Source organism: Pseudomonas sp. NFX183 (assembly GCF_047943075.1).
Taxonomy (GTDB): domain Bacteria; phylum Pseudomonadota; class Gammaproteobacteria; order Pseudomonadales; family Pseudomonadaceae; genus Aquipseudomonas.
Genome location: NZ_CP181333.1, coordinates 688907 through 708879, shown reverse-complemented (window position 1 = coordinate 708879; position 19973 = coordinate 688907). Strand labels below are relative to the sequence as shown.

General features: G+C 59.0%; 18 protein-coding genes. 15 read left to right on the top strand and 3 right to left on the bottom strand.

Features of this window, described 5'->3' with window-relative positions:
- Positions 1 to 7: 7 nt before the first annotated feature.
- The 3 genes from dapC to map all read right to left on the bottom strand — a co-directional run bounded on the left by dapC (position 8) and on the right by map (position 4901).
- Entirely contained in the window at positions 8 to 1207 is a 1200-nt protein-coding gene (dapC, locus tag ACM530_RS03445) for a succinyldiaminopimelate transaminase (RefSeq protein ID WP_145161862.1), read from the bottom strand.
- A 143-nt stretch (positions 1208 to 1350) separates the two neighbouring features.
- Positions 1351 to 4053 (bottom strand): [protein-PII] uridylyltransferase, encoded by a 2703-nt coding sequence (locus ACM530_RS03440; protein ID WP_416364268.1) that lies wholly within the window; start codon positions 4051 to 4053, stop codon positions 1351 to 1353.
- Between the two features lie 65 nt (positions 4054 to 4118).
- Positions 4119 to 4901 (bottom strand): type I methionyl aminopeptidase, encoded by a 783-nt coding sequence (gene map, locus ACM530_RS03435; RefSeq protein WP_073522657.1) that lies wholly within the window; start codon positions 4899 to 4901, stop codon positions 4119 to 4121.
- A 386-nt stretch (positions 4902 to 5287) separates the two neighbouring features.
- Here map and rpsB point away from each other — a divergent pair, with 386 nt between their 5' ends.
- The 15 genes from rpsB (at position 5288) to rnhB (ending at position 19935) form a co-directional block, all read left to right on the top strand.
- A complete protein-coding gene (gene rpsB / locus ACM530_RS03430) occupies positions 5288 to 6025 on the top strand; it encodes a 30S ribosomal protein S2 (RefSeq protein WP_003219330.1) in 738 nt (245 codons plus the stop codon).
- A 191-nt stretch (positions 6026 to 6216) separates the two neighbouring features.
- Positions 6217 to 7080 (top strand): translation elongation factor Ts, encoded by an 864-nt coding sequence (gene tsf / locus ACM530_RS03425; protein WP_083359812.1) that lies wholly within the window; start codon positions 6217 to 6219, stop codon positions 7078 to 7080.
- Between the two features lie 212 nt (positions 7081 to 7292).
- The gene (pyrH, locus tag ACM530_RS03420; RefSeq protein WP_003172271.1) at positions 7293 to 8036 is read left to right on the top strand and encodes a UMP kinase; all 744 of its coding nucleotides are present in this window, start codon (positions 7293 to 7295) and stop codon (positions 8034 to 8036) included.
- Positions 8033 to 8590, top strand: a complete 558-nt coding sequence (frr, locus tag ACM530_RS03415) for a ribosome recycling factor (RefSeq protein WP_106577169.1) — start codon at positions 8033 to 8035, stop codon at positions 8588 to 8590. Before pyrH ends, frr begins: the two co-directional genes overlap by 4 nt.
- Positions 8591 to 8607: 17 nt before the next feature.
- Positions 8608 to 9363, top strand: coding sequence for a polyprenyl diphosphate synthase (uppS, locus tag ACM530_RS03410; protein ID WP_017137143.1), 756 nt, complete (start codon positions 8608 to 8610; stop codon positions 9361 to 9363).
- Positions 9364 to 10173, top strand: coding sequence for a phosphatidate cytidylyltransferase (locus tag ACM530_RS03405; RefSeq protein WP_416364267.1), 810 nt, complete (start codon positions 9364 to 9366; stop codon positions 10171 to 10173).
- Positions 10170 to 11360 (top strand): 1-deoxy-D-xylulose-5-phosphate reductoisomerase, encoded by a 1191-nt coding sequence (gene ispC / locus ACM530_RS03400; protein ID WP_416364266.1) that lies wholly within the window; start codon positions 10170 to 10172, stop codon positions 11358 to 11360. The genes ACM530_RS03405 and ispC overlap by 4 nt, the downstream gene beginning before the upstream one ends.
- Before the next feature lie 53 nt (positions 11361 to 11413).
- On the top strand, positions 11414 to 12766 hold the full coding sequence (rseP, locus tag ACM530_RS03395; RefSeq protein WP_416364265.1) for a sigma E protease regulator RseP: 1353 nt from the start codon (positions 11414 to 11416) through the stop codon (positions 12764 to 12766).
- Between the two features lie 74 nt (positions 12767 to 12840).
- A complete protein-coding gene (gene bamA, locus ACM530_RS03390; protein WP_145161876.1) occupies positions 12841 to 15231 on the top strand; it encodes an outer membrane protein assembly factor BamA in 2391 nt (796 codons plus the stop codon).
- A 45-nt stretch (positions 15232 to 15276) separates the two neighbouring features.
- Positions 15277 to 15780: an OmpH family outer membrane protein gene (locus ACM530_RS03385; RefSeq protein WP_003189173.1), complete on the top strand. Its 504-nt coding sequence runs from the start codon at positions 15277 to 15279 to the stop codon at positions 15778 to 15780.
- 3 nt (positions 15781 to 15783) lie between these two features.
- A complete protein-coding gene (gene lpxD / locus ACM530_RS03380) occupies positions 15784 to 16839 on the top strand; it encodes a UDP-3-O-(3-hydroxymyristoyl)glucosamine N-acyltransferase (RefSeq protein ID WP_416364264.1) in 1056 nt (351 codons plus the stop codon).
- 111 nt (positions 16840 to 16950) lie between these two features.
- Positions 16951 to 17391, top strand: a complete 441-nt coding sequence (gene fabZ / locus ACM530_RS03375) for a 3-hydroxyacyl-ACP dehydratase FabZ (protein ID WP_016976866.1) — start codon at positions 16951 to 16953, stop codon at positions 17389 to 17391.
- Positions 17388 to 18164, top strand: a complete 777-nt coding sequence (gene lpxA / locus ACM530_RS03370) for an acyl-ACP--UDP-N-acetylglucosamine O-acyltransferase (RefSeq protein WP_145161881.1) — start codon at positions 17388 to 17390, stop codon at positions 18162 to 18164. The genes fabZ and lpxA overlap by 4 nt, the downstream gene beginning before the upstream one ends.
- 2 nt (positions 18165 to 18166) lie before the next feature.
- Positions 18167 to 19306, top strand: coding sequence for a lipid-A-disaccharide synthase (gene lpxB / locus ACM530_RS03365; RefSeq protein ID WP_416364263.1), 1140 nt, complete (start codon positions 18167 to 18169; stop codon positions 19304 to 19306).
- Positions 19303 to 19935 (top strand): ribonuclease HII, encoded by a 633-nt coding sequence (gene rnhB, locus ACM530_RS03360; protein ID WP_262207031.1) that lies wholly within the window; start codon positions 19303 to 19305, stop codon positions 19933 to 19935. Before lpxB ends, rnhB begins: the two co-directional genes overlap by 4 nt.
- The last annotated feature ends 38 nt before the right edge of the window (positions 19936 to 19973 follow it).

Below are 19973 nucleotides of genomic sequence, written 5' to 3'. Positions count from 1 at the left end.
ATAAGTGTCAGCGGCGGCGCTGAATGAAGTCGCGAATGCGCTGGGCCGCTTCAACGCATTCCGCCAACGGTGCAACCAGCGCCATGCGCACGCGCCCGGCGCCTGGGTTGACGCCGTCCACGTCCCGGGACAGGTACGAACCTGGCACCACGGTCACGTGTTCTTCCACGAACAGGTCACGGCAGAACGCGGCGTCGTCGCCATTCACGTTCGGCCACAGGTAAAACCCGCCGTCCGGGCTTTGTACGTCCAGCACCGGCTTGAGAATGGCCAGCACGGCGTCAAACTTCTCGCGGTACAGGTCACGGTTGGCCAGCACGTGGGCTTCATCCTGCCAGGCCGCGATGCTCGCCCGTTGGGTTTGCACCGGCATCGCGCAGCCATGGTAGGTGCGGTAGAGCAAAAAAGCCTTGAGGATGTCGGCATCGCCGGCCACAAAGCCCGAGCGCAGGCCCGGCAGGTTGGAGCGCTTGGACAGGCTGTGGAAGACCACGCAGCGTTTGAAGTCCTGACGGCCAAGCTCGACGCAGGCACTGAGCAGGCCGGGCGGCGGGGTTTGTTCGTCGAAATACAACTCGCTGTAGCACTCGTCGGCGGCGATGACGAAGTCGTACTCGTCGGCCAGGGCGATGAGCTTTTTCAGGGTATCGACCGGAATCAGGGCGCCGGTGGGGTTGCCCGGCGAGCACAGGAACAGGATCTGGCAGCGTTTCCAGATGTCCGGCGACACGGCGTCAAAATCCGGGTTGAAGCCGTTGGCGTCCAGGCACGGCAGGTAATGCGGCTTAGCGCCGGCCAGGAACGCGGCGCCTTCGTAGATCTGGTAGAACGGGTTCGGGCTCACTACCAATGCGTCGTCAGCGCGGTTGACCACGGTCTGGGTGAAGGCAAACAGCGCTTCACGGGTGCCGTTGACCGGCAGGATATTGCGCGCCGGGTCCAGCCAACCCTTGGGCACGTTGAAGCGGCGTTCGCACCAGGCGCCGATGGCCTCGCGCAATGCCGGGATGCCCAGCGTCGTCGGGTACACGGCCATCTGGTCGAGGTTGTCAGCCAGCGCCTTGGCAACGAATTCCGGCGATGTGTGCTTGGGCTCACCGATGGACAGCGCAATCGGGCGTTTGTCCGGGTTCGGCGTGACGCTGCCGAGCAGGGCGCGCAGTTTCTCGAACGGGTAGGGCTGCAGCTGGTTCAGGGCGTTGTTCATGTAAGCCTCTATTGCAATGGGCACGAACCCTGTGGGAGCTGGCTTGCCTGCGCTGGCATCGCTGCGTTGCGCCAGACACACCGCGGTGCCCGCATCGCAGGCAAGCCAGCTCCCACATGAATCGCGTTCACACAGTTAAGAAATCAAATCGTCAGCCGCGTCAGCTCGACGCCGGGTTCCTGGGTCACGCTCAGTTGCTGGACGATTGCGTCCTGCAAACGTCGGCACAGTTCAGGGTCGGACAGCGGCTGGTTGTCGGCGTCGGTAATGAAGAACACGTCCTCCACGCGCTCGCCGAGGGTCGCAATCTTGGCGTTCTGCAACGACAGGTCGAACTCCAGGAAAATCCCGCCGATGCGCGCCAGCAAGCCGGGGCGGTCCGGCGCGCTGAGTTCCAGCACGGTCACCGGGCGCTGGGCGTCGTTGGAAATGGTCACCTGAGGCGCAAAGGCAAAGTGCTTGAGCTGACGCGGTACCCGACGCTGGATGATCGTCGGGTAATCGTCCGGGTTGCGCAGCGCTTCGGTCAGGCCTTCGCGGATCTTTTTTACGCGCACCGGGTTATCGCCGATGGAGTCGCCGTCGGTGTCGAGCACGATGTAGGTGTCGAGGGTGAACTGGCTGCTCGAGGTGATGACCCGCGCGTCATGGATGTTCAAGTTGAGCTGGTCCATGGCCGCCACGGTCACGGCGAAGAAGTCGTGCTGGTCGGGCGCATAGATGAAGATCTGCGTGCCACCCTCGAATTCGCGCTGGGTGGTTTCCTTGATCAGTACCAGCGGGCCACCATCGGCGGGCTGCTGCAGGATCGCGTCACTGTGCCAGGCCACGTCGCCGGCAGTGTGGCGCAGGAAGTAATCGTCGCCCAGTTGCGACCACAGCTGTTCGACGTCGTCCGGATCATTGCCGCCGCGCACCAGGATATCCAGGGCCGCGCTTTGGGTGCGGCGGATCTGCTCCTCGCGGTCTACCGGGTTTTCCAGGCCGCGGCGCAGCGCGCGCTTGGTCTCGGTGTAGAGCTGGCGCAGCAGGCTGGCGCGCCAGGAGTTCCACAATGTCGGGTTGGTGGCATTGATGTCGGAGACGGTCAGCACATAGAGATAGTCGAGGTGGGTTTCATCACCGACGATGCCGGCGAAGTCGTGGATCACCTGCGGGTCGGACAAGTCCTTGCGCTGGGCGGTGGTCGACATCACCAGGTGGTTCTGTACCAGCCAGACGATCAGGCGGCTGTCCCACAGCGGCAGTTGATGGCGCTGGCAGAACGCCTCGGCATCGACTGCGCCGATTTCCGAGTGGTCGCCGTGCCGGCCCTTGCCGATGTCGTGGTACAGGCCGGCCAGGTAGATCAGTTCCGGTTTGGGCAGCTTGGCCATGAGCTTGCTGGCCAGCGGGAATTTCTCTGACACCTGGGTGTACTGCAACTTACGCAGGTGCTTGATCAGGTTCAGGGTGTGGGCGTCTACGGTGTAGATGTGGAACAGGTCGTGCTGCATCTGCCCGACGATAAAGCCGAACTCCGGCAGGTACCGCCCGAGGATGCCGTATCGGTTCATGCGCCGCAGGTTGCGGTGGATGCCGATTTTGCACTTGAACAGCTCGATAAACAGGCTGGTGTTGCGGATGTCATTGCGAAAATCATCATCGATCAGATGACGGTTTTCTCGCAGCAGGCGGATGGTGTCGGCGCGCACGCCTTTGATTTCCGGCTGCTGGGCCATCAGCACGAAGATTTCCAGCATGGCGAACGGGGTGCGGCGGAACACGTTATCGTTGCGCGCCTCGATGTAGCCGTCGTGCAGTTGGAAGCGCGAGTTGATCGGCTGCGGCGGTGCTTCGTCTTCGGGGGCCAGGATCACTTCTTCGAAGTGCTGGATGATCAGGTCGCTGAGCTGAGCGATGCTCATGACCACCCGGTAGTACTGCTGCATGAAGCTTTCGATGCTGGTTTTCGCGTCCTCGCCCTCAAACCCCAGGAGGGTGGCGATGGAGCGCTGGTGGTCGAACAGCAGGCGGTCTTCGGAACGCCCGGCGAGCATGTGCAGCGCATAGCGCACTTTCCACAGGAACTCCTGGGACGAGGCCAGCAGGGCGTTTTCGCTCTCGACCAGAAAGCCTTCGCCGGCCAGGGCGCGCAGGTTCAGGGTGCCGTATTGGCGACGCGCGACCCACAAAATGGTCTGGATATCGCGCAGTCCGCCCGGTGAGCCTTTGACGTTGGGTTCCAGGTTGTATTCGGTGTCGTTGTACTTGTGGTGCCGGGCCTTCTGCTCGGCACGCTTGGCCAGGAAGAACTCCTTGCTCGGCCACATATGCGCGGTGCTGGTGACTTCCAGCATGCGCTTGCGCAGGCGCTCGGGGCCGGCAATGGTGCGGCTTTCCATCAAGTTGGTGATGACGGTGAGGTCGGCGCGCGCCTCTTCGGCGCATTCGTCTACCGAGCGAACGCTCTGGCCGACTTCCAGGCCGATGTCCCACAACAGCGTCAGAAAGCGCTCGATGGAATCGCGAAAGATCTCATGATCGGCGCTGTCCAGCAGGATCAGCAGGTCGATGTCGGAGTAGGGGTGCAGCTCACCGCGACCGTAGCCGCCGACGGCCACCAGGGCGATATCGGCGTCTTCACTCCAGTTGAACTGTTCCCAGGCCTTTTGCAGGATGTTGTCGACGAACCAGGCACGGTCCTCGATCAGCCGACGAATGTCCCGGCCACTGCGAAAGCGCGCATCGAGCACCTCGCGGGCCTGGCGAATAGCCTTCTTGAAGGCGAAGATCGGGCTTGCCTTCAAGGCCAGTTCAGCCTGGAACTGGCCACGGTCGAAGAGTTCGGGATCCACCTGGGGCATCGATCGGCTTTCCTTTCTATCTATCAGTCAGTCACAACACCGTTGGGGGGGAACCCAAGCGACCTTTACGCTGAAACGCGTGGAATCGTGTCATCTGCGCGCAAGGTGAAGATCTCGTAGCCGGTTTCGGTGACCAGCAGGGTGTGTTCCCACTGTGCCGAGAGCTTGCGGTCCTTGGTGATGGCGGTCCAGCCGTCGCCCAGCACTTTGGTGTCGGCCTTGCCCTGGTTGATCATCGGCTCGATGGTGAAGGTCATGCCCGCCTTGAGTTCCATGCCGGTGCCGGCGCGACCGTAATGCAGGATCTGCGGTTCTTCGTGGAATACTTTGCCGATGCCATGGCCACAGAATTCGCGGACCACCGAGAAGCCGTTCTTTTCTGCGTGCTTCTGGATCACTTCACCGATATCGCCCAGGCGGCAGCCGGGCTTGACGATTTCGATGGCCTTGTACATGCATTCCTGGGTGACCTGCGACAGGCGCTCGGCCCAGACCGGCACGGTGCCGACGTGGAACATGCGGCTGGTGTCGCCGTGGTAGCCGTCTTTGATCACGGTCACGTCGATGTTCAGGGTGTCGCCGTCTTTCAGCGGCTTGTCGCCTGGAATCCCGTGGCAGACCACGTGGTTGATCGAGGTGCAGATGGACTTGGGGAAGCCCTTGTAGTTCAGCGGCGCAGGAATGGCTTTTTGCACGTCGACAATATAGTCGTGGCAGATGCGGTCCAGGGCTTCGGTGGTCACGCCTGGCTTGACGTGTTCGGCAATCATTTCCAGCACGTCGGCAGCCAGTTTGCCGGCAACGCGCATGCCTGCGATGTCTTCGGCGGTTTTCAAGGTAACGGTCATACAGGCTCTCTCTAGCGCGACGCGCTGAAATCAATACGGTTTACGGGCGTGCGACAAAAGGTTGCAGAATTCGCACAAGCCCCAAAAAAACGCGATTCTACCAGACGCGGGCGGCAAACCATGAGCGTCTGACGATCGCTTCTCTCTATAAGGTAGGGGCATGTTGGCTCTATTCAAAGGCTTACGCAAAAGCCGATCACGGCAAATGTGATTGCGGGTTTCGTTTTAGTCCTTCGTGTGGTATAAAATGCGCCGCTTTCCGGGGATACCCCGCAAAGCTTAAATCCACACACGTGTCGACACGATGACCTGGGTGCCGGAGGCGAATGCCGCTGGTTGGTCATTGGGATACGTGGAGGCCAAACCCGACTTATTAAGGAACTATCATGTCCCAAGTCAACATGCGCGATATGCTGAAGGCCGGTGTGCACTTCGGTCACCAGACCCGTTACTGGAACCCGAAAATGGGTAAATACATTTTCGGCGCGCGTAACAAGATCCACATTATCAACCTTGAAAAAACCCTGCCAATGTTCAACGAAGCGCTGACTTTCGTAGAGCGTCTGGCCCAGGGCAAAAACAAGATTCTGTTCGTCGGCACCAAGCGTTCCGCTGGCAAGATCGTTGCTGAAGAAGCAGCACGTTGCGGTTCGCCGTACGTCGATCACCGCTGGTTGGGCGGCATGCTGACCAACTTCAAAACCATCCGTGCTTCCATCAAGCGTCTGCGTGACCTTGAAGTGCAAGCCGAAGACGGTACTTTCGCCAAGCTGACCAAGAAAGAGGCGCTGATGCGCACTCGCGACCTGGAAAAGCTCGATCGTTCCCTGGGTGGTATCAAGGACATGGGCGGTCTGCCTGACGCACTGTTCGTTATCGACGTTGATCACGAGCGCATCGCGATCACCGAAGCCAACAAGCTGGGCATCCCTGTTATCGGCGTAGTCGATACCAACAGCAGCCCGGAAGGCGTTGACTACATCATCCCAGGCAACGATGACGCAATCCGCGCTATCCAGCTGTACATGGGTTCGATGGCTGACGCTGTAATCCGTGGTCGCAACCACGTTGCTGGCGGTACCGAGCAGTTCGTTGAAGAAGCTCCGGTAGCTGCCGCTGAGTAACTGACGCCCTGGCGTTGACTCAGTAAGCAAAAAGGGGGCTTGGCCCCCTTTTTGCCACCTCGAAAACCATTTGTCGGCAGCGCAGCTACATCTTCTGTAACGTGCAGCGGCCTACAAGGGTGATTCGGGAAGAATTGATCGCCCGTTTGATCGGGTGGAATGGTTGAAAACCTATCCAAGAGGATTTTGAAATGGCAGAGATTACTGCAGCGTTGGTTAAAGAACTGCGTGAGCGTACCGGCGAAGGCATGATGGATTGCAAAAAGGCCTTGACCAAGGCCGGCGGCGACATCGAAAAAGCCATTGATGACATGCGTGCTTCCGGCGCCATCAAGGCTGCCAAAAAAGCAGGCAACGTAGCTGCTGAAGGCGCTATCGCTCTGAAAGAAGACGGTAAGTCCGCTGTTCTGCTGGAAGTGAACTCGCAGACCGACTTCCTGGCTCTGCAAGACGACTTCAAGGCATTTGTTGCTGCTAGCGTTGAAAAAGCGTTCGCCGACAAACTGACCACTGTTGAGCCGTTGATCGAAGCTCAAGAAGCTGCTCGCCTGGTACTGGTCGGCAAGGTTGGCGAAAACGTCAACATCCGTCGTCTGGCGCGCATCGAAGGTGATGTGGTTGGCGGTTACCTGCACGGTAACAAAATCGGCGTTGTGGTTGCCCTCAAAGGCGGCGACGTTGAGCTGGCCAAAGACATCGCTATGCACGTAGCGGCCAGCAACCCAGAGTTCCTGCTGCCGTCGGAAGTGTCTGCTGACGCAATCGAGCGCGAAAAAGCTGTGTTCCTGAGCCTGAACGCTGACAAGATCGCCGGCAAGCCAGAAAACATCGTTGAAAACATGATCAAAGGCCGTATCAGCAAGTTCCTGGCTGAAGCGAGCCTGGTTGAGCAGGCGTTCGTGAAGAATCCTGAAATCAAGGTTGGCGAACTGGCCAAGAAAGCCGGTGCTGAAATCGTTTCCTTCACTTACTACAAAGTAGGCGAAGGCATCGAGAAGCCGGTCGACAACTTCGCTGAAGAAGTTGCTGCCCAGCTGGCTGCCGCCAAGCAATAAGACAGTTTTCAACTGTCGCCCGAAAGAGGCTGCCCGCTCACGCGCGCAGCCTCTTTTCAAATGGGAAGACCAATTTTTATTTGGTTTCCTCTCGGAACTGGCTTACAAAGCCGTGTTCCGATGGCGCTGAGACAGCGTCCAGCTAGAGTGAACGCAAGCCGTAAACGGCTCGCCAAGAATTTTTAAAAAATACGCCGCAGGAGAGATTCGCAATGGCTCAGCAGGGCAGTGGTTATCAGGCTCGCTATAAACGCATTCTACTCAAGCTTAGCGGCGAGGCCCTGATGGGCTCGGAAGAGTTCGGGATCGATCCTAAGGTGCTCGACCGCATGGCGCTGGAAGTCGGCCAGTTGGTCGGCATCGGTGTTCAGGTCGGCCTGGTGATTGGCGGTGGTAACCTGTTCCGTGGTGCGGCGCTGAGTGCGGCCGGCATGGATCGGGTGACTGGCGATCACATGGGCATGCTGGCCACTGTGATGAACGCCCTGGCAATGCGTGACGCCCTGGAGCGTGCCAATATCTCGGCGATCGTGATGTCGGCTATTTCCATGGTTGGCGTGACCGATCACTATGATCGTCGCAAAGCCATGCGTCACCTGAACGCCAAAGAAGTAGTGATCTTTGCTGCCGGTACCGGCAACCCGTTCTTCACCACGGACTCGGCTGCCTGCCTGCGCGCCATCGAAATCGATGCCGACGTTGTGCTCAAGGCCACCAAGGTGGACGGTGTCTACACCGCAGACCCATTCAAAGACCCGCATGCCGAGAAGTTCGATCATCTGACCTACGATGAAGTACTGGATCGCAAGCTGGGCGTGATGGACCTGACGGCTATTTGCCTGTGCCGTGACCACAAGATGCCACTGCGCGTATTTAACATGAACAAGCCCGGCGCCCTGCTGAACATCGTACACGGCGGCGCGGAAGGGACTCTGATCGAGGAAGGCCAACAATGATCAACGAAATCAAGAAAGACGCTCAAGAGCGTATGCACAAATCCCTGGAGTCTCTGGCCCATGCTTTTGGCCAGATTCGTACCGGTAAGGCTCACCCAAGCATCCTGGGCAGCGTAATGGTGCCGTACTACGGCACTGACACCTCCATTACCCAGGTCGCCAACATCACCGTAAAAGACTCGCGCACCCTGCAAGTCGTGGCCTTCGAGCGCAACATGCTCGCAGCCGTCGACAAAGCCATTCAGAGCGCCGGCCTGAACCTCAACCCGACCAACCTGGGCGAGTTGTTGCTGATCTCCATGCCTGCTCTGACCGAAGAAACCCGCAAGGGCTTCACCAAGCAGGCGCGCAGCGCTGCTGAAGATGCGCGTGTTGCCGTGCGCAACATTCGTCGTGATGCGTTGGGTGACCTCAAGAAACTGGTCAAGGACAAAGAAATCAGCGAAGACGAAGAGCGTCGCGCCGTAGCTGATATCGACAAACTGACCAAAGACGCCGAGGCCCAGATCACCAAGGCCACGGAAGAGAAAGAAAAGGACCTGATGGCCGTATAAGGGGTCAGGACGCCTTCATGGAAAAGACCAAGCAGACTGTGCCCTCCGTGGTGCCGCGCCATGTCGCGATCATCATGGATGGGAATAATCGCTGGGCGAAAAAACGCTTTATGCCGGGTGTCGCCGGGCATAAGGCGGGTGTCGATGCGGTGCGCGCTGTTATTGAGGTGTGTGCCGAGGCCAAGGTCGAGGTGTTGACTCTGTTTGCCTTCTCCAGCGAGAACTGGCAACGGCCCGCCGAAGAAGTCAGCGCCTTGATGGACCTGTTCTTCAAGGCGTTGCGTCGTGAGGCCAAGCGCCTCAACGACAACAACATCAGCCTGCGCATCATTGGTGATCGCTCGCGGTTTCATCCGGAACTGCAAGCGGCCATGCGCGAAGCCGAGGCTATCACCGCCGGCTCCAACCGTTTTGTGCTGCAGATTGCAGCCAACTACGGTGGTCAGTGGGATATCGCCCAGGCTGCACAGCGGCTTGCCCGCGAAGTGCAGGCCGGGCATCTGCGGCCTGACGACATTACGCCCGAATTGTTGCAAACCTGCCTGGTAACCGGTGATCTGCCTTTGCCGGACTTGTGCATCCGTACCGGTGGTGAGCACCGCATCAGCAATTTCCTGCTGTGGCAGCTGGCCTACACCGAGCTGTACTTCTCCGACCTGTTCTGGCCGGACTTCAAACACGATGCCATGCGCAATGCGCTGGCCGATTTCGCTTCCCGTCAGCGTCGCTTCGGTAAAACGAGCGAGCAGATCGAAGCTGGAGCCCGGGTTTAAATGCTTAAACAACGAATCATCACAGCACTGATCCTGCTGCCGATTGCCTTGTGTGGTTTTTTTCTGCTCGACGGTTCCGGCTTTGCGCTGTTTATCGGCCTGGTCGTTACCCTGGGTGCTTGGGAATGGGCGCGCCTGGCCGGTTTCAACGAGCAGTTGCCGCGCGTGGTTTACGCCGCTGTGGTGGCCCTGTTGCTGTTTCTCATGCATATGCTTTCGAGCATTGTCGTGCCTTGGGTGTTGGGAGCGGCGGTACTGTGGTGGGCGCTTGCGACCTTCCTGGTGCTGACCTACCCGCGCACCAGCGCCCAATGGTCCAGCGTGGCCAGCAAGTTGGTGATTGGTCTTCTGATTCTGCTGCCGGCCTGGCAAGGGCTGGTGGAAATCAAGAATTCGCCGATGGGCAACTGGCTGATCATGGCGGTGATGGTGCTGGTGTGGGGCGCTGACATCGGTGCCTACTTCTCCGGCCGGGCGTTCGGCAAGCGCAAGTTGGCGCCAGCCGTCAGCCCGGGCAAGAGCTGGGAAGGCGTTTACGGTGGCTTGGCATTGACGTTGTTGATCACGCTGGTGGTCGGTGTAGTGCGCGACTGGTCGGTGAAGGAAATCCTCCTGGCCTTGTTGGGCACCGCCGTTGTGGTGTTTATCTCCGTGGTGGGTGACCTCACCGAAAGCATGTTCAAGCGCCAGGCCGGGATCAAGGACAGCAGCAACCTGCTGCCGGGTCATGGCGGTGTGCTGGATCGAATCGACAGCCTTACCGCTGCCATTCCCATCTTCGCCGTGCTGTTGTGGATGGCGGCTTCGTGAGCCGCCTGCAACAGGTGACCGTGCTGGGCGCAACCGGCTCGGTCGGGCTCAGCACGCTGGATGTGATTGCTCGCCATCCAGATCGCTACCAGGTGTTTGCGCTGACCGGCTTCTCTCGCTTGAACGAGTTGCTGGCCTTGTGCGTGCGTCATACGCCTAGATTCGCCGTTGTGCCAGAGATGTCGGTAGCGCGCGGCTTGCAGGACCAGTTGAGGTCTGCAGGCCTTGCGACCCACGTGTTGGTGGGCGAGGAGGGCTTGTGCCAGGTCTCGGCAGATCCTGACGTCGACACTGTGGTGGCTGCCATTGTCGGGGCGGCAGGGTTGCGCCCGACACTGGCCGCCGTCGATGCTGGTAAAAAGATCCTGCTGGCCAATAAAGAGGCGCTGGTGATGTCCGGCACGCTCTTTATGCAGGCTGTGCGCAAGAGTGGCGCCGTGCTGCTGCCTCTGGACAGCGAACACAATGCGATCTTCCAGTGCATGCCCGGTGATTTTGCCCGAGGCTTGAGCCAGGTTGGCGTGCGGCGGATTCTCCTGACGGCTTCCGGTGGCCCTTTCCGGCAAACTCCGCTGGCTGATCTCGAGCATGTCTCGCCTGATCAGGCGTGTGCACACCCAAACTGGTCGATGGGGCGAAAAATCTCCGTGGATTCGGCGAGCATGATGAACAAAGGCCTGGAGTTGATCGAGGCGTGCTGGTTGTTCGATGCGCGGCCTGATCAGGTCGAGGTGGTGATTCACCCGCAAAGTGTGATTCATTCTCTGGTCGACTATGTCGATGGTTCGGTCCTGGCGCAGCTGGGCAACCCCGATATGCGCACGCCGATTGCCAATGCACTGGCCTGGCCGGAGCGGATTGATTCCGGCGTTGCACCGTTGGACCTGTTTGCCATTGCGCGCCTGGATTTCGAAGCGCCGGACGAGCAGCGCTTCCCGTGCCTGCGTCTGGCCCGGCAAGCGGCAGAGGCGGGCAACAGTGCGCCGGCCGTGCTCAATGCGGCCAACGAGGTGGCGGTGGCGGCGTTTCTTGATGGGCGTATTCGCTTTCCGCAGATCGCGAGTATCATCGAGGACGTTTTGAGCCTTGAGCCCGTTGTGGCAGTGGATGATTTGGGTGCAGTGTTCGAGGCCGATACAAAGGCCCGAGCCCTGGCCCAACAGTGGTTGAACCGCAACGCGCGTTAGTCTGTGGGCAGGTTTGAGCCCTCAGGCACTGGATTGGAATGCGGAGAAATTAGATGAGTGCGCTCTACATGATTGTCGGCACCCTGGTTGCTCTGGGTGTGCTGGTAACCTTTCACGAATTCGGCCACTTTTGGGTCGCGCGTCGTTGCGGCGTCAAGGTGCTGCGCTTTTCCGTCGGTTTCGGCATGCCGCTGCTGCGTTGGCACGACCGTCGGGGCACTGAATTCGTGATTGCGGCCATTCCGCTGGGCGGCTACGTCAAGATGCTCGACGAGCGTGAAGGCGAGGTGCCTGTCGATCAGTTGGACCAATCCTTCAACCGTAAGACCGTTCGTCAGCGTATCGCTATTGTCGCAGCCGGCCCGATCGCCAATTTCCTCTTGGCAATCGTGTTCTTCTGGGTCTTGGCCATGATGGGCAGCCAACAGGTGCGCCCGGTTATCGGCGCAGTTGAAGCGGACAGCATGGCGGCCAAGGCCGGACTGATCGCCGGTCAGGAAATTGTTTCCATTGATGGCGAGCCCACCACCGGCTGGGGCGCTGTCAATTTGCAGTTGGTTCGCCGCATGGGCGAGAGCGGCACTATTAATGTGGTGGTGCGCGAGCAGGATTCCACCGCTGAGACGCCGCGTGAATTGTCCCTGGACCATTGGCTCAAAGGCGCAGAAGAGCCTGATCCGATCAAGTCCCTGGGCATTCGTCCGTGGCGTCCGGCCCTGCCGCCGGTGCTCGCCGAGCTGGACCCGAAAGGCCCGGCGCAGGCCGCAGGTCTGAAAACGGGTGATCGCCTGTTGGCGCTGGATGGTCAGGCGCTGGGCGACTGGCAGCAAGTGGTGGATCTGGTGCGTGTACGGCCTGATACCAAAATTGTGCTGAAAGTTGAGCGCGATGGTGCTCAAATCGACGTCCCTGTGACCCTGGCTGTTCGCGGGGAAGCCAAGGCGGCCGGGGGTTACCTCGGTGCTGGTGTAAAAGGTGTCGAGTGGCCGCCATCGATGGTGCGTGAGGTCAGCTTCGGGCCTTTGGCGGCAATTGGCGAGGGTGCAAAACGCACTTGGACCATGAGTGTGCTGACGCTCGAATCGCTCAAGAAAATGTTGTTCGGCGAGCTCTCGGTAAAAAACTTGAGTGGACCGATAACCATTGCTAAAGTGGCGGGCGCTTCTGCCCAGTCGGGTGTCGCGGATTTCCTGAATTTCCTGGCTTATCTGAGTATTAGCCTTGGAGTTCTGAATTTGCTGCCCATTCCAATATTGGACGGGGGGCATCTGTTGTTTTATCTGGTCGAGTGGGTGCGTGGTCGCCCCTTGTCGGATCGGGTGCAGGGTTGGGGGATACAGATCGGTATCAGTTTGGTGGTCGGAGTGATGTTGTTAGCTCTGGTCAACGATCTGGGACGACTGTAACGCTTCGCTGAATTGCGAATCTGCCGCATTTTGCGGCAGTTTGTTTATTGCCAGTTGGAATAAGAAAGGACTTCATGAAACGTCTGCTGCTAACTGCGGTTCTCACCGTATTGATGATCGCCGAAGTTCACGCCGAGTCCTTCACTATCTCCGATATTCGCGTCAACGGCCTCCAGCGGGTTTCCGCGGGTAGCGTCTTTGGTGCCTTGCCGTTGAACGTCGGGGAACAGGCGGATGATCGTCGCCTGGTGGAATCCACTCGTGCGCTGTTCAAAACCGGGTTCTTTCAAGATATCCAGCTGGGTCGCGAAGGCAACGTCCTGGTCATCACTGTCGTCGAGCGACCTTCTGTCGCCAGTATCGAGATCGAAGGTAACAAGGCGATCTCCACTGAAGACTTGATGAAGGGTCTCAAGCAATCCGGCCTTGCCGAGGGCGAGATCTTCCAGCGCGCCACCCTTGAAGGTGTGCGTAACGAATTGCAACGTCAGTACGTTGCCCAGGGCCGCTACTCCGCGACCGTGGAAACGGAAGTGATCCCGCAGCCTCGTAACCGTGTTGGCCTCAAGGTCAAGATCAACGAAGGCACCGTGGCGGCCATTCAGCACATCAACGTGGTGGGTAACACCAAGTTTGCTGATGATGACCTGATCGACCTGTTCGAACTCAAGACCACCAACTGGTTGTCGTTCTTCAAGAACGATGACAAGTACGCCCGTGAAAAACTCTCGGGTGACCTGGAGCGTCTGCGCTCCTACTACCTGGACCGTGGCTATATCAACATGGATATCGCTTCGACCCAGGTGTCCATCACCCCGGACAAGAAGCACGTCTACATTACTGTCAACGTCAACGAAGGCGAGAAGTACACCGTTCGTGACGTGAAACTCAGCGGCGACCTGAAAGTGCCTGAAGATCAGGTCAAGGCGCTGTTGCTGGTACAGAAAAACCAGGTGTTCTCGCGCAAGCTGATGACCACCACGTCCGAGCTGATCACCCGTCGTCTGGGTAACGAAGGCTATACCTTCGCCAACGTCAACGGCGTTCCGACTCCGCACGATGATGACCACACTGTGGACATCACCTTTGTCGTTGATCCGGGCAAGCGCGCCTACGTGAACCGCATCAACTTCCGTGGCAACACCAAGTCTGCGGACGAAGTGCTGCGTCGTGAGATGCGTCAAATGGAAGGTGGCTGGGCGTCGACTTACCTGATCGACCAGTCCAAGACCCGCCTTGAGCGCCTGGGCTTCTTCAAAGAAGTCAACGTCGAAACCCCGGCTGTACCGGGCGTGGATGACCAGGTTGATGTGAACTACGCCGTTGAAGAACAAGCGTCGGGTTCGATCACCGCCAGCGTTGGTTTCGCACAGAGCGCCGGTCTGATCCTCGGTGGTTCGATCACCCAGAACAACTTCCTGGGTACCGGTAACAAGGTTTCCATCGGCCTGACCCGAAGCGAATACCAGAGCCGCTATAACTTCGGTTATGTCGACCCCTACTGGACTGCTGACGGTGTGAGCCTGGGCTACAACGCCTTCTACCGCACCACCGACTACAAAGACCTCGACGTTGACGTTGCAAGCTATGCGATCGACAGCCTCGGCGCCGGTGTGAACATCGGTTACCCGATTAGCGAGACTTCGCGCCTGACCTTCGGCCTGACCGCGCAACAAGACAAGATCAAGACCGGTGTGTACACCGTGGACGAAATCTTCGACTTCGTGCGCAAAGAGGGTGACCAGTTCCTGAACTTCAAGGCTTCGGCCGGTTGGTCGGAATCGACCCTGAACAAAGGCGTACTGGCGACCCGTGGTCACTCCCAGAGCCTCACGGCAGAAGTGACTACGCCGGGCAGCGACCTGTCGTTCTTCAAGCTCGACTACCGTGGTCAGTTGTTCCAGCCGTTGAGCGATAACTACACCATGCGCCTGCACACTGAGCTGGGTTATGGCGACGGTTATGGTTCGACCAGTGGCCTGCCGTTCTACGAGAACTACTATGCCGGTGGTTTCAACTCGGTACGTGGCTTCAAGGACAGCACCTTGGGTCCGCGTGGTACGCCGAGCCGTGGCGCCAGCGTGACGGGTAACCAGGGCACTCTGGCTGACTCGGACAACGATCCGCTGCCATTCGGTGGTAACGTTCTGATTCAAGGTGGTGCGGAGATTCTGTTCCCGCTGCCGTTCGTCAAGGATCAGCGTTCCCTGCGTACTTCGGTCTTCTGGGATGTGGGTAACGTGTTCGACTCCAAGTGCGAACAGGTTAAAAACCCGGCACCTGGTTCCGTGTCCAACACCCAGTGCAACGACGTGAGCCTCAGCAACCTGGCGAGCTCCGTGGGCGTTGGTGTGACTTGGGTGACCGCGCTTGGCCCATTGAGCTTTGCTCTGGCCATGCCGATCAAGAAACCGGATAACGCTGAAACCCAGATTTTCCAATTCTCCCTCGGCCAGACGTTCTAAGCGTCTGACCCAAGATAACGACAACGGATTCTGTAGGAGTACATCGTGCGCAAGTTGACTCAATTGGTTCTGCTGGCCACCGTGCTGGTGACCACCCCGGCCTTCGCCGAAATGAAAATCGCCGTCCTGAACTATCAGATGGCTCTGCTGGAATCCGACGCGGCCAAGCGTTACGCAGTGGATGCCGAGAAAAAATTCGGTCCGCAACTGACCAAGCTGAAAACGCTGGAAAGCAGTGCCAAAGGCATCCAGGATCGTCTGGTAGCCGGTGGCGACAAAATGCAGCAAGGCGAGCGTGAGCGTCTGGAGCTTGAGTTCAAGCAAAAGGCCCGTGACTACCAGTTCCAGTCCAAGGAACTGAACGAAGCCAAAGCTGTTGCCGACCGTGAAATGCTCAAGCAGCTCAAGCCGAAACTCGACAGCGCTGTGGAAGAAGTCATCAAGAAAGGTGCCTTTGACCTGGTGTTCGAGCGCGGCGCCGTGATCGACGTCAAGCCTCAATACGACATCACCCGCCAGGTGATCGAGCGCATGAACCAGCTGAAGTAAGCCATGACCGCGACTATCAAACTCGGCGAGTTGGCCGAGTTCCTTGGAGCCACCTTGCGTGGCTCCAAGGAGAAAGAAATCACTGGGCTAGCCACCTTGCAGGAGGCTGGCCCAGCTCAGTTGAGCTTCCTCGCAAATCCCCAATACCGTAAATACCTGGTCGACAGCCAAGCCGCAGCCGTGTTGCTGAAGGCTGCTGACGCCGAAGGGTTTGCCGGGGATGCGCTGGTGGTGGCCGATCCTTACCTGGCTTATGCCCGGGCGTCGCACCTGTTCGATCCAAAGCCAAAGGCTGCTGGCGGTATTCATCCGTCTGCGGTCATTGCTGATGATGCCTGGGTTGACCCTGCGGCAAGCATTGGCGCGTTTGCCGTGATCGAGAGCGGCGCGCGCATTGCCGCCGGCGTCACAGTAGGTGCGCATTGCTTTATCGGCGCACGCTGCGAGATCGGTGCCCATGGCTGGCTGGCTCCGCGTGTCACCCTGTACCACGACGTGCGTATCGGTGAACGTGTGGTCATTCAGTCAGGTGCTGTGATTGGTGGCGAAGGTTTTGGCTTTGCCAATGCCAAAGGCATCTGGCACAAGATTGCCCAGGTCGGCGGCGTGCTGATCGGCGATGACGTGGAAATCGGCGTCAATACCGCAGTGGACCGTGGCGCCTTGGCCGATACCGTCATCGGTAACGGTGTGAAGCTCGACAACCAGATCCAGATTGCCCACAACGTACAGATTGGCGATCACACCGCCATGGCCGCGTGCGTGGGGATTTCCGGCAGCACCAAAATCGGCAAGCATTGCATGCTCGCCGGTGGCGTTGGGTTGGTGGGGCACATCGAGATTTGCGACAACGTCTTCATTACCGGCATGACCATGGTGACGCATTCGATTACCGAGCCCGGTGCCTATTCTTCCGGTACCGCCATGCAGCCCGCGGCTGAATGGCGCAAGAGTGCAGCACGTTTGAGGCAGCTCGACGACATGGCTCGACGCCTCAAACAGCTGGAAAAGCGTGTTGGGGACGTGACCCCTGGCGGTAATGCTTCATCAGAAGGCTGATACCATTTCCATATCAAGTGTGCACAGCCGCTAGACTGCCTCCTTGATTTGCTAGCGGGGCGTGCGTTTTGTCCGCCCGCCCCCAATCTTTATTACAGGCTTCCCCCCGAAATGATGGACATCAACGAGATTCGCGAATACCTGCCTCACCGTTACCCGTTCCTGTTGGTGGACCGTGTAGTGGACCTCAACATTGAGGAAAAGCGCATTCGTGCCTACAAGAATGTCAGCATCAACGAACCGTTCTTCAATGGTCACTTTCCGGCGCATCCAATCATGCCGGGCGTATTGATCATCGAAGCGATGGCCCAGGCTGCCGGTATCCTTGGTTTCAAAATGCTCGACCTCAAGCCTGCCGATGGCACGCTTTACTATTTCGTGGGCTCCGACAAGCTGCGTTTTCGCAACCCGGTCACACCGGGTGACCAGTTGATCCTGGAAGCCAAGTTCATCAGCTGCAAGCGCCAGATCTGGAAGTTCGAATGCCAGGCCTCGGTGGACGGCAAGCCGGTGTGCTCTGCTGAGATCATCTGCGCGGAACGCAAACTATGAGTTTGATTGACCCTCGCGCAATCATCGATCCGTCGGCCGTTCTGGCCGCCGACGTTGAGGTCGGCCCCTGGTCGATCGTCGGCGCAGGTGTTGAAATCGGCGAGGGGACTGTCATCGGGCCACACGTGATCCTTAAAGGTCCGACCCGCATTGGCAAACACAATCGTATCTACCAGTTTTCCTCGGTAGGCGAAGACACCCCGGACATGAAGTACAAGGGTGAGGAAACGCGCCTGGTAATCGGTGATCACAACATCATCCGTGAAGGCGTGACGATTCACCGCGGCACCGTGCAGGATCGTGCCGAGACCACGCTGGGGGATCACAACCTGATCATGGCCTATGCCCACATCGGCCACGACAGCGTCATCGGCAACCATTGCATCCTGGTCAACAACACTGCGTTGGCGGGCCATGTGCATGTTGATGACTGGGCGATCCTGTCTGGCTTTACCCTGGTGCATCAGTATTGCCATATCGGCGCCCACAGCTTTTCCGGCATGGGCACTGCGATCGGCAAGGACGTTCCGGCGTACGTCACGGTATTCGGCAACCCGGCTGAAGCGCGCAGCATGAACTTCGAAGGCATGCGCCGTCGCGGGTTCAGTGAAGACGCAATTCACGCCCTGCGCCGTGCCTATAAGGTGGTTTACCGCCAGGGGCTGACGGTTGACCAGGCTTTGGCCGAACTGACCGAGCCGGCAGCGTTGTACCCGGAAGTCGCGGTGTTCCGTGACTCTATCCAGGCATCGACTCGCGGCATCACCCGCTGATCATGGCTAATCTGCGTATCGCGTTGGTGGCCGGAGAAGCTTCCGGCGATATTCTCGGCGCAGGCTTGATGCGGGCCCTCAAAGCCCAGCATCCCGCGGTGGAATTTATCGGTGTGGGCGGCCCGCTCATGCAGGCCGAAGGGCTGACGTCCTACTTCCCCATGGAGCGTCTTTCCGTCATGGGGCTGGTGGAAGTGCTGGGGCGTCTGCGCGAGCTGCTGGCTCGCCGCAAGCTGCTGATTCAAACCTTGATCGAAGAAAAGCCTGACGTCTTTATCGGAATCGACGCGCCGGACTTCACCCTCAATATCGAACTCAAGTTGCGTCAGGCCGGGATCAAGACCGTGCACTACGTCAGCCCTTCGGTATGGGCGTGGCGGCAGAAGCGCGTGCTCAAGATCCGTGAAGGCTGCGACTTGATGCTGACACTGCTGCCGTTCGAAGCCCGGTTCTACGAAGAGAAGGGCGTGCCGGTGCGGTTTGTCGGGCACACCCTGGCCGATACCATTCCATTGCAAGCTGATCGCGCGGCTGCGCGTGCCGAACTGGGCCTGCCCGCCGGCCCGCTGGTAGCCTTGATGCCGGGCAGTCGTGGCGGGGAAGTCGGTCGCCTGGGGGCGCTGTTTTTTGACGCCGCCGAACGTCTGCAGGCGTTGAAGCCCGGCATTCGTTTTGTGTTGCCATGTGCCAGTCCGCAACGTCGTGCACAAATCGAAATGCTGCTGGAAGGGCGTACGCTGCCGGTCACCTTGCTGGACGGTCAGTCGCACCTGGCCCTGGCGGCATGTGATGCGGTACTGATCGCCTCAGGCACCGCCACCCTGGAAGCGTTGTTGTACAAGCGTCCGATGGTCGTGGCCTATCGCCTCGCGCCGCTGACGTTCTGGATTCTCAAGCGCATGGTCAAAAGTCCTTACATCTCCTTGCCCAACCTGTTGGCCCAGCGTCTGCTGGTCCCGGAATTGTTGCAGGACGATGCAACGCCCCAGGCACTGGCGCAAACGCTACTACCCTTGATCGACGGCGGCGAAGAACAGACCCGTGGTTTCGACGACATCCACCGGACCTTGCGCCGTGATGCGTCGAACCAGGCGGCAGACGCCGTGCTGACCTTGATTGGCCACAAACAGGAAGCCCTATGAGGACGCAAATGGGCCTGGACTTCAGCCTCGTCGCGCAAGTGCACGAGCTGGTCGCCGGGGTTGACGAGGTAGGGCGCGGCCCGCTGTGTGGCGCCGTCGTCACGGCGGCGGTGATTCTCGATCCGAACCGCCCGATCCTGGGCCTCAATGATTCGAAAAAACTCACCGAAGCGCGTCGCGAAAAGCTTTATGACGAGATCTGCGAAAAAGCCCTGAGCTGGCATATTGCCCGGGCTGAAGTCGAAGAAATCGACGAGCTGAACATCCTTCACGCAACCATGCTGGCCATGCAGCGTGCGGTGGAAGGCCTGCATATCACGCCCAAAATGGCGATGATCGACGGTAACCGTTGCCCAAAACTGGCGATGCCTGCAGAAGCGGTGGTCAAGGGTGACAGCAAAGTTCCGGCTATTGCTGCCGCCTCGATCCTGGCCAAAGTCAGCCGTGACCGTGAAATGGCCGCGTTTGAGTTGATCTACCCCGGCTACGGCATGGGTGGCCATAAAGGCTATCCGACGCCCGTTCATCTGGAAGCCCTCGCTCGCCTCGGCCCCACGCCGATCCATCGCCGCTCGTTCGCCCCGGTCCGCCAGGCTTACGAGCTGCGCGAGCGCCTCATCGAGGTTTAGTCGCGAGGCTGATGTTTTGCTCAAGGCCCGGTACAATC

Excerpts from the sequence above, each read along its gene's own strand:
- dapC (WP_145161862.1), bottom strand. The coding sequence starts at position 1,207 with ATGAACAACGCCCTGAACCAGCTGCAGCCCTACCCGTTCGAGAAACTG.
- ACM530_RS03440 (WP_416364268.1), bottom strand. The coding sequence starts at position 4,053 with ATGCCCCAGGTGGATCCCGAACTCTTCGACCGTGGCCAGTTCCAGGCT.
- map (WP_073522657.1), bottom strand. The coding sequence starts at position 4,901 with ATGACCGTTACCTTGAAAACCGCCGAAGACATCGCAGGCATGCGCGTT.
- rpsB (WP_003219330.1), top strand. The coding sequence starts at position 5,288 with ATGTCCCAAGTCAACATGCGCGATATGCTGAAGGCCGGTGTGCACTTC.
- tsf (WP_083359812.1), top strand. The coding sequence starts at position 6,217 with ATGGCAGAGATTACTGCAGCGTTGGTTAAAGAACTGCGTGAGCGTACC.
- pyrH (WP_003172271.1), top strand. The coding sequence starts at position 7,293 with ATGGCTCAGCAGGGCAGTGGTTATCAGGCTCGCTATAAACGCATTCTA.
- frr (WP_106577169.1), top strand. The coding sequence starts at position 8,033 with ATGATCAACGAAATCAAGAAAGACGCTCAAGAGCGTATGCACAAATCC.
- uppS (WP_017137143.1), top strand. The coding sequence starts at position 8,608 with ATGGAAAAGACCAAGCAGACTGTGCCCTCCGTGGTGCCGCGCCATGTC.
- ACM530_RS03405 (WP_416364267.1), top strand. The coding sequence starts at position 9,364 with ATGCTTAAACAACGAATCATCACAGCACTGATCCTGCTGCCGATTGCC.
- rseP (WP_416364265.1), top strand. The coding sequence starts at position 11,414 with ATGAGTGCGCTCTACATGATTGTCGGCACCCTGGTTGCTCTGGGTGTG.
- bamA (WP_145161876.1), top strand. The coding sequence starts at position 12,841 with ATGAAACGTCTGCTGCTAACTGCGGTTCTCACCGTATTGATGATCGCC.
- lpxD (WP_416364264.1), top strand. The coding sequence starts at position 15,784 with ATGACCGCGACTATCAAACTCGGCGAGTTGGCCGAGTTCCTTGGAGCC.
- fabZ (WP_016976866.1), top strand. The coding sequence starts at position 16,951 with ATGATGGACATCAACGAGATTCGCGAATACCTGCCTCACCGTTACCCG.
- lpxA (WP_145161881.1), top strand. The coding sequence starts at position 17,388 with ATGAGTTTGATTGACCCTCGCGCAATCATCGATCCGTCGGCCGTTCTG.
- lpxB (WP_416364263.1), top strand. The coding sequence starts at position 18,167 with ATGGCTAATCTGCGTATCGCGTTGGTGGCCGGAGAAGCTTCCGGCGAT.
- rnhB (WP_262207031.1), top strand. The coding sequence starts at position 19,303 with ATGAGGACGCAAATGGGCCTGGACTTCAGCCTCGTCGCGCAAGTGCAC.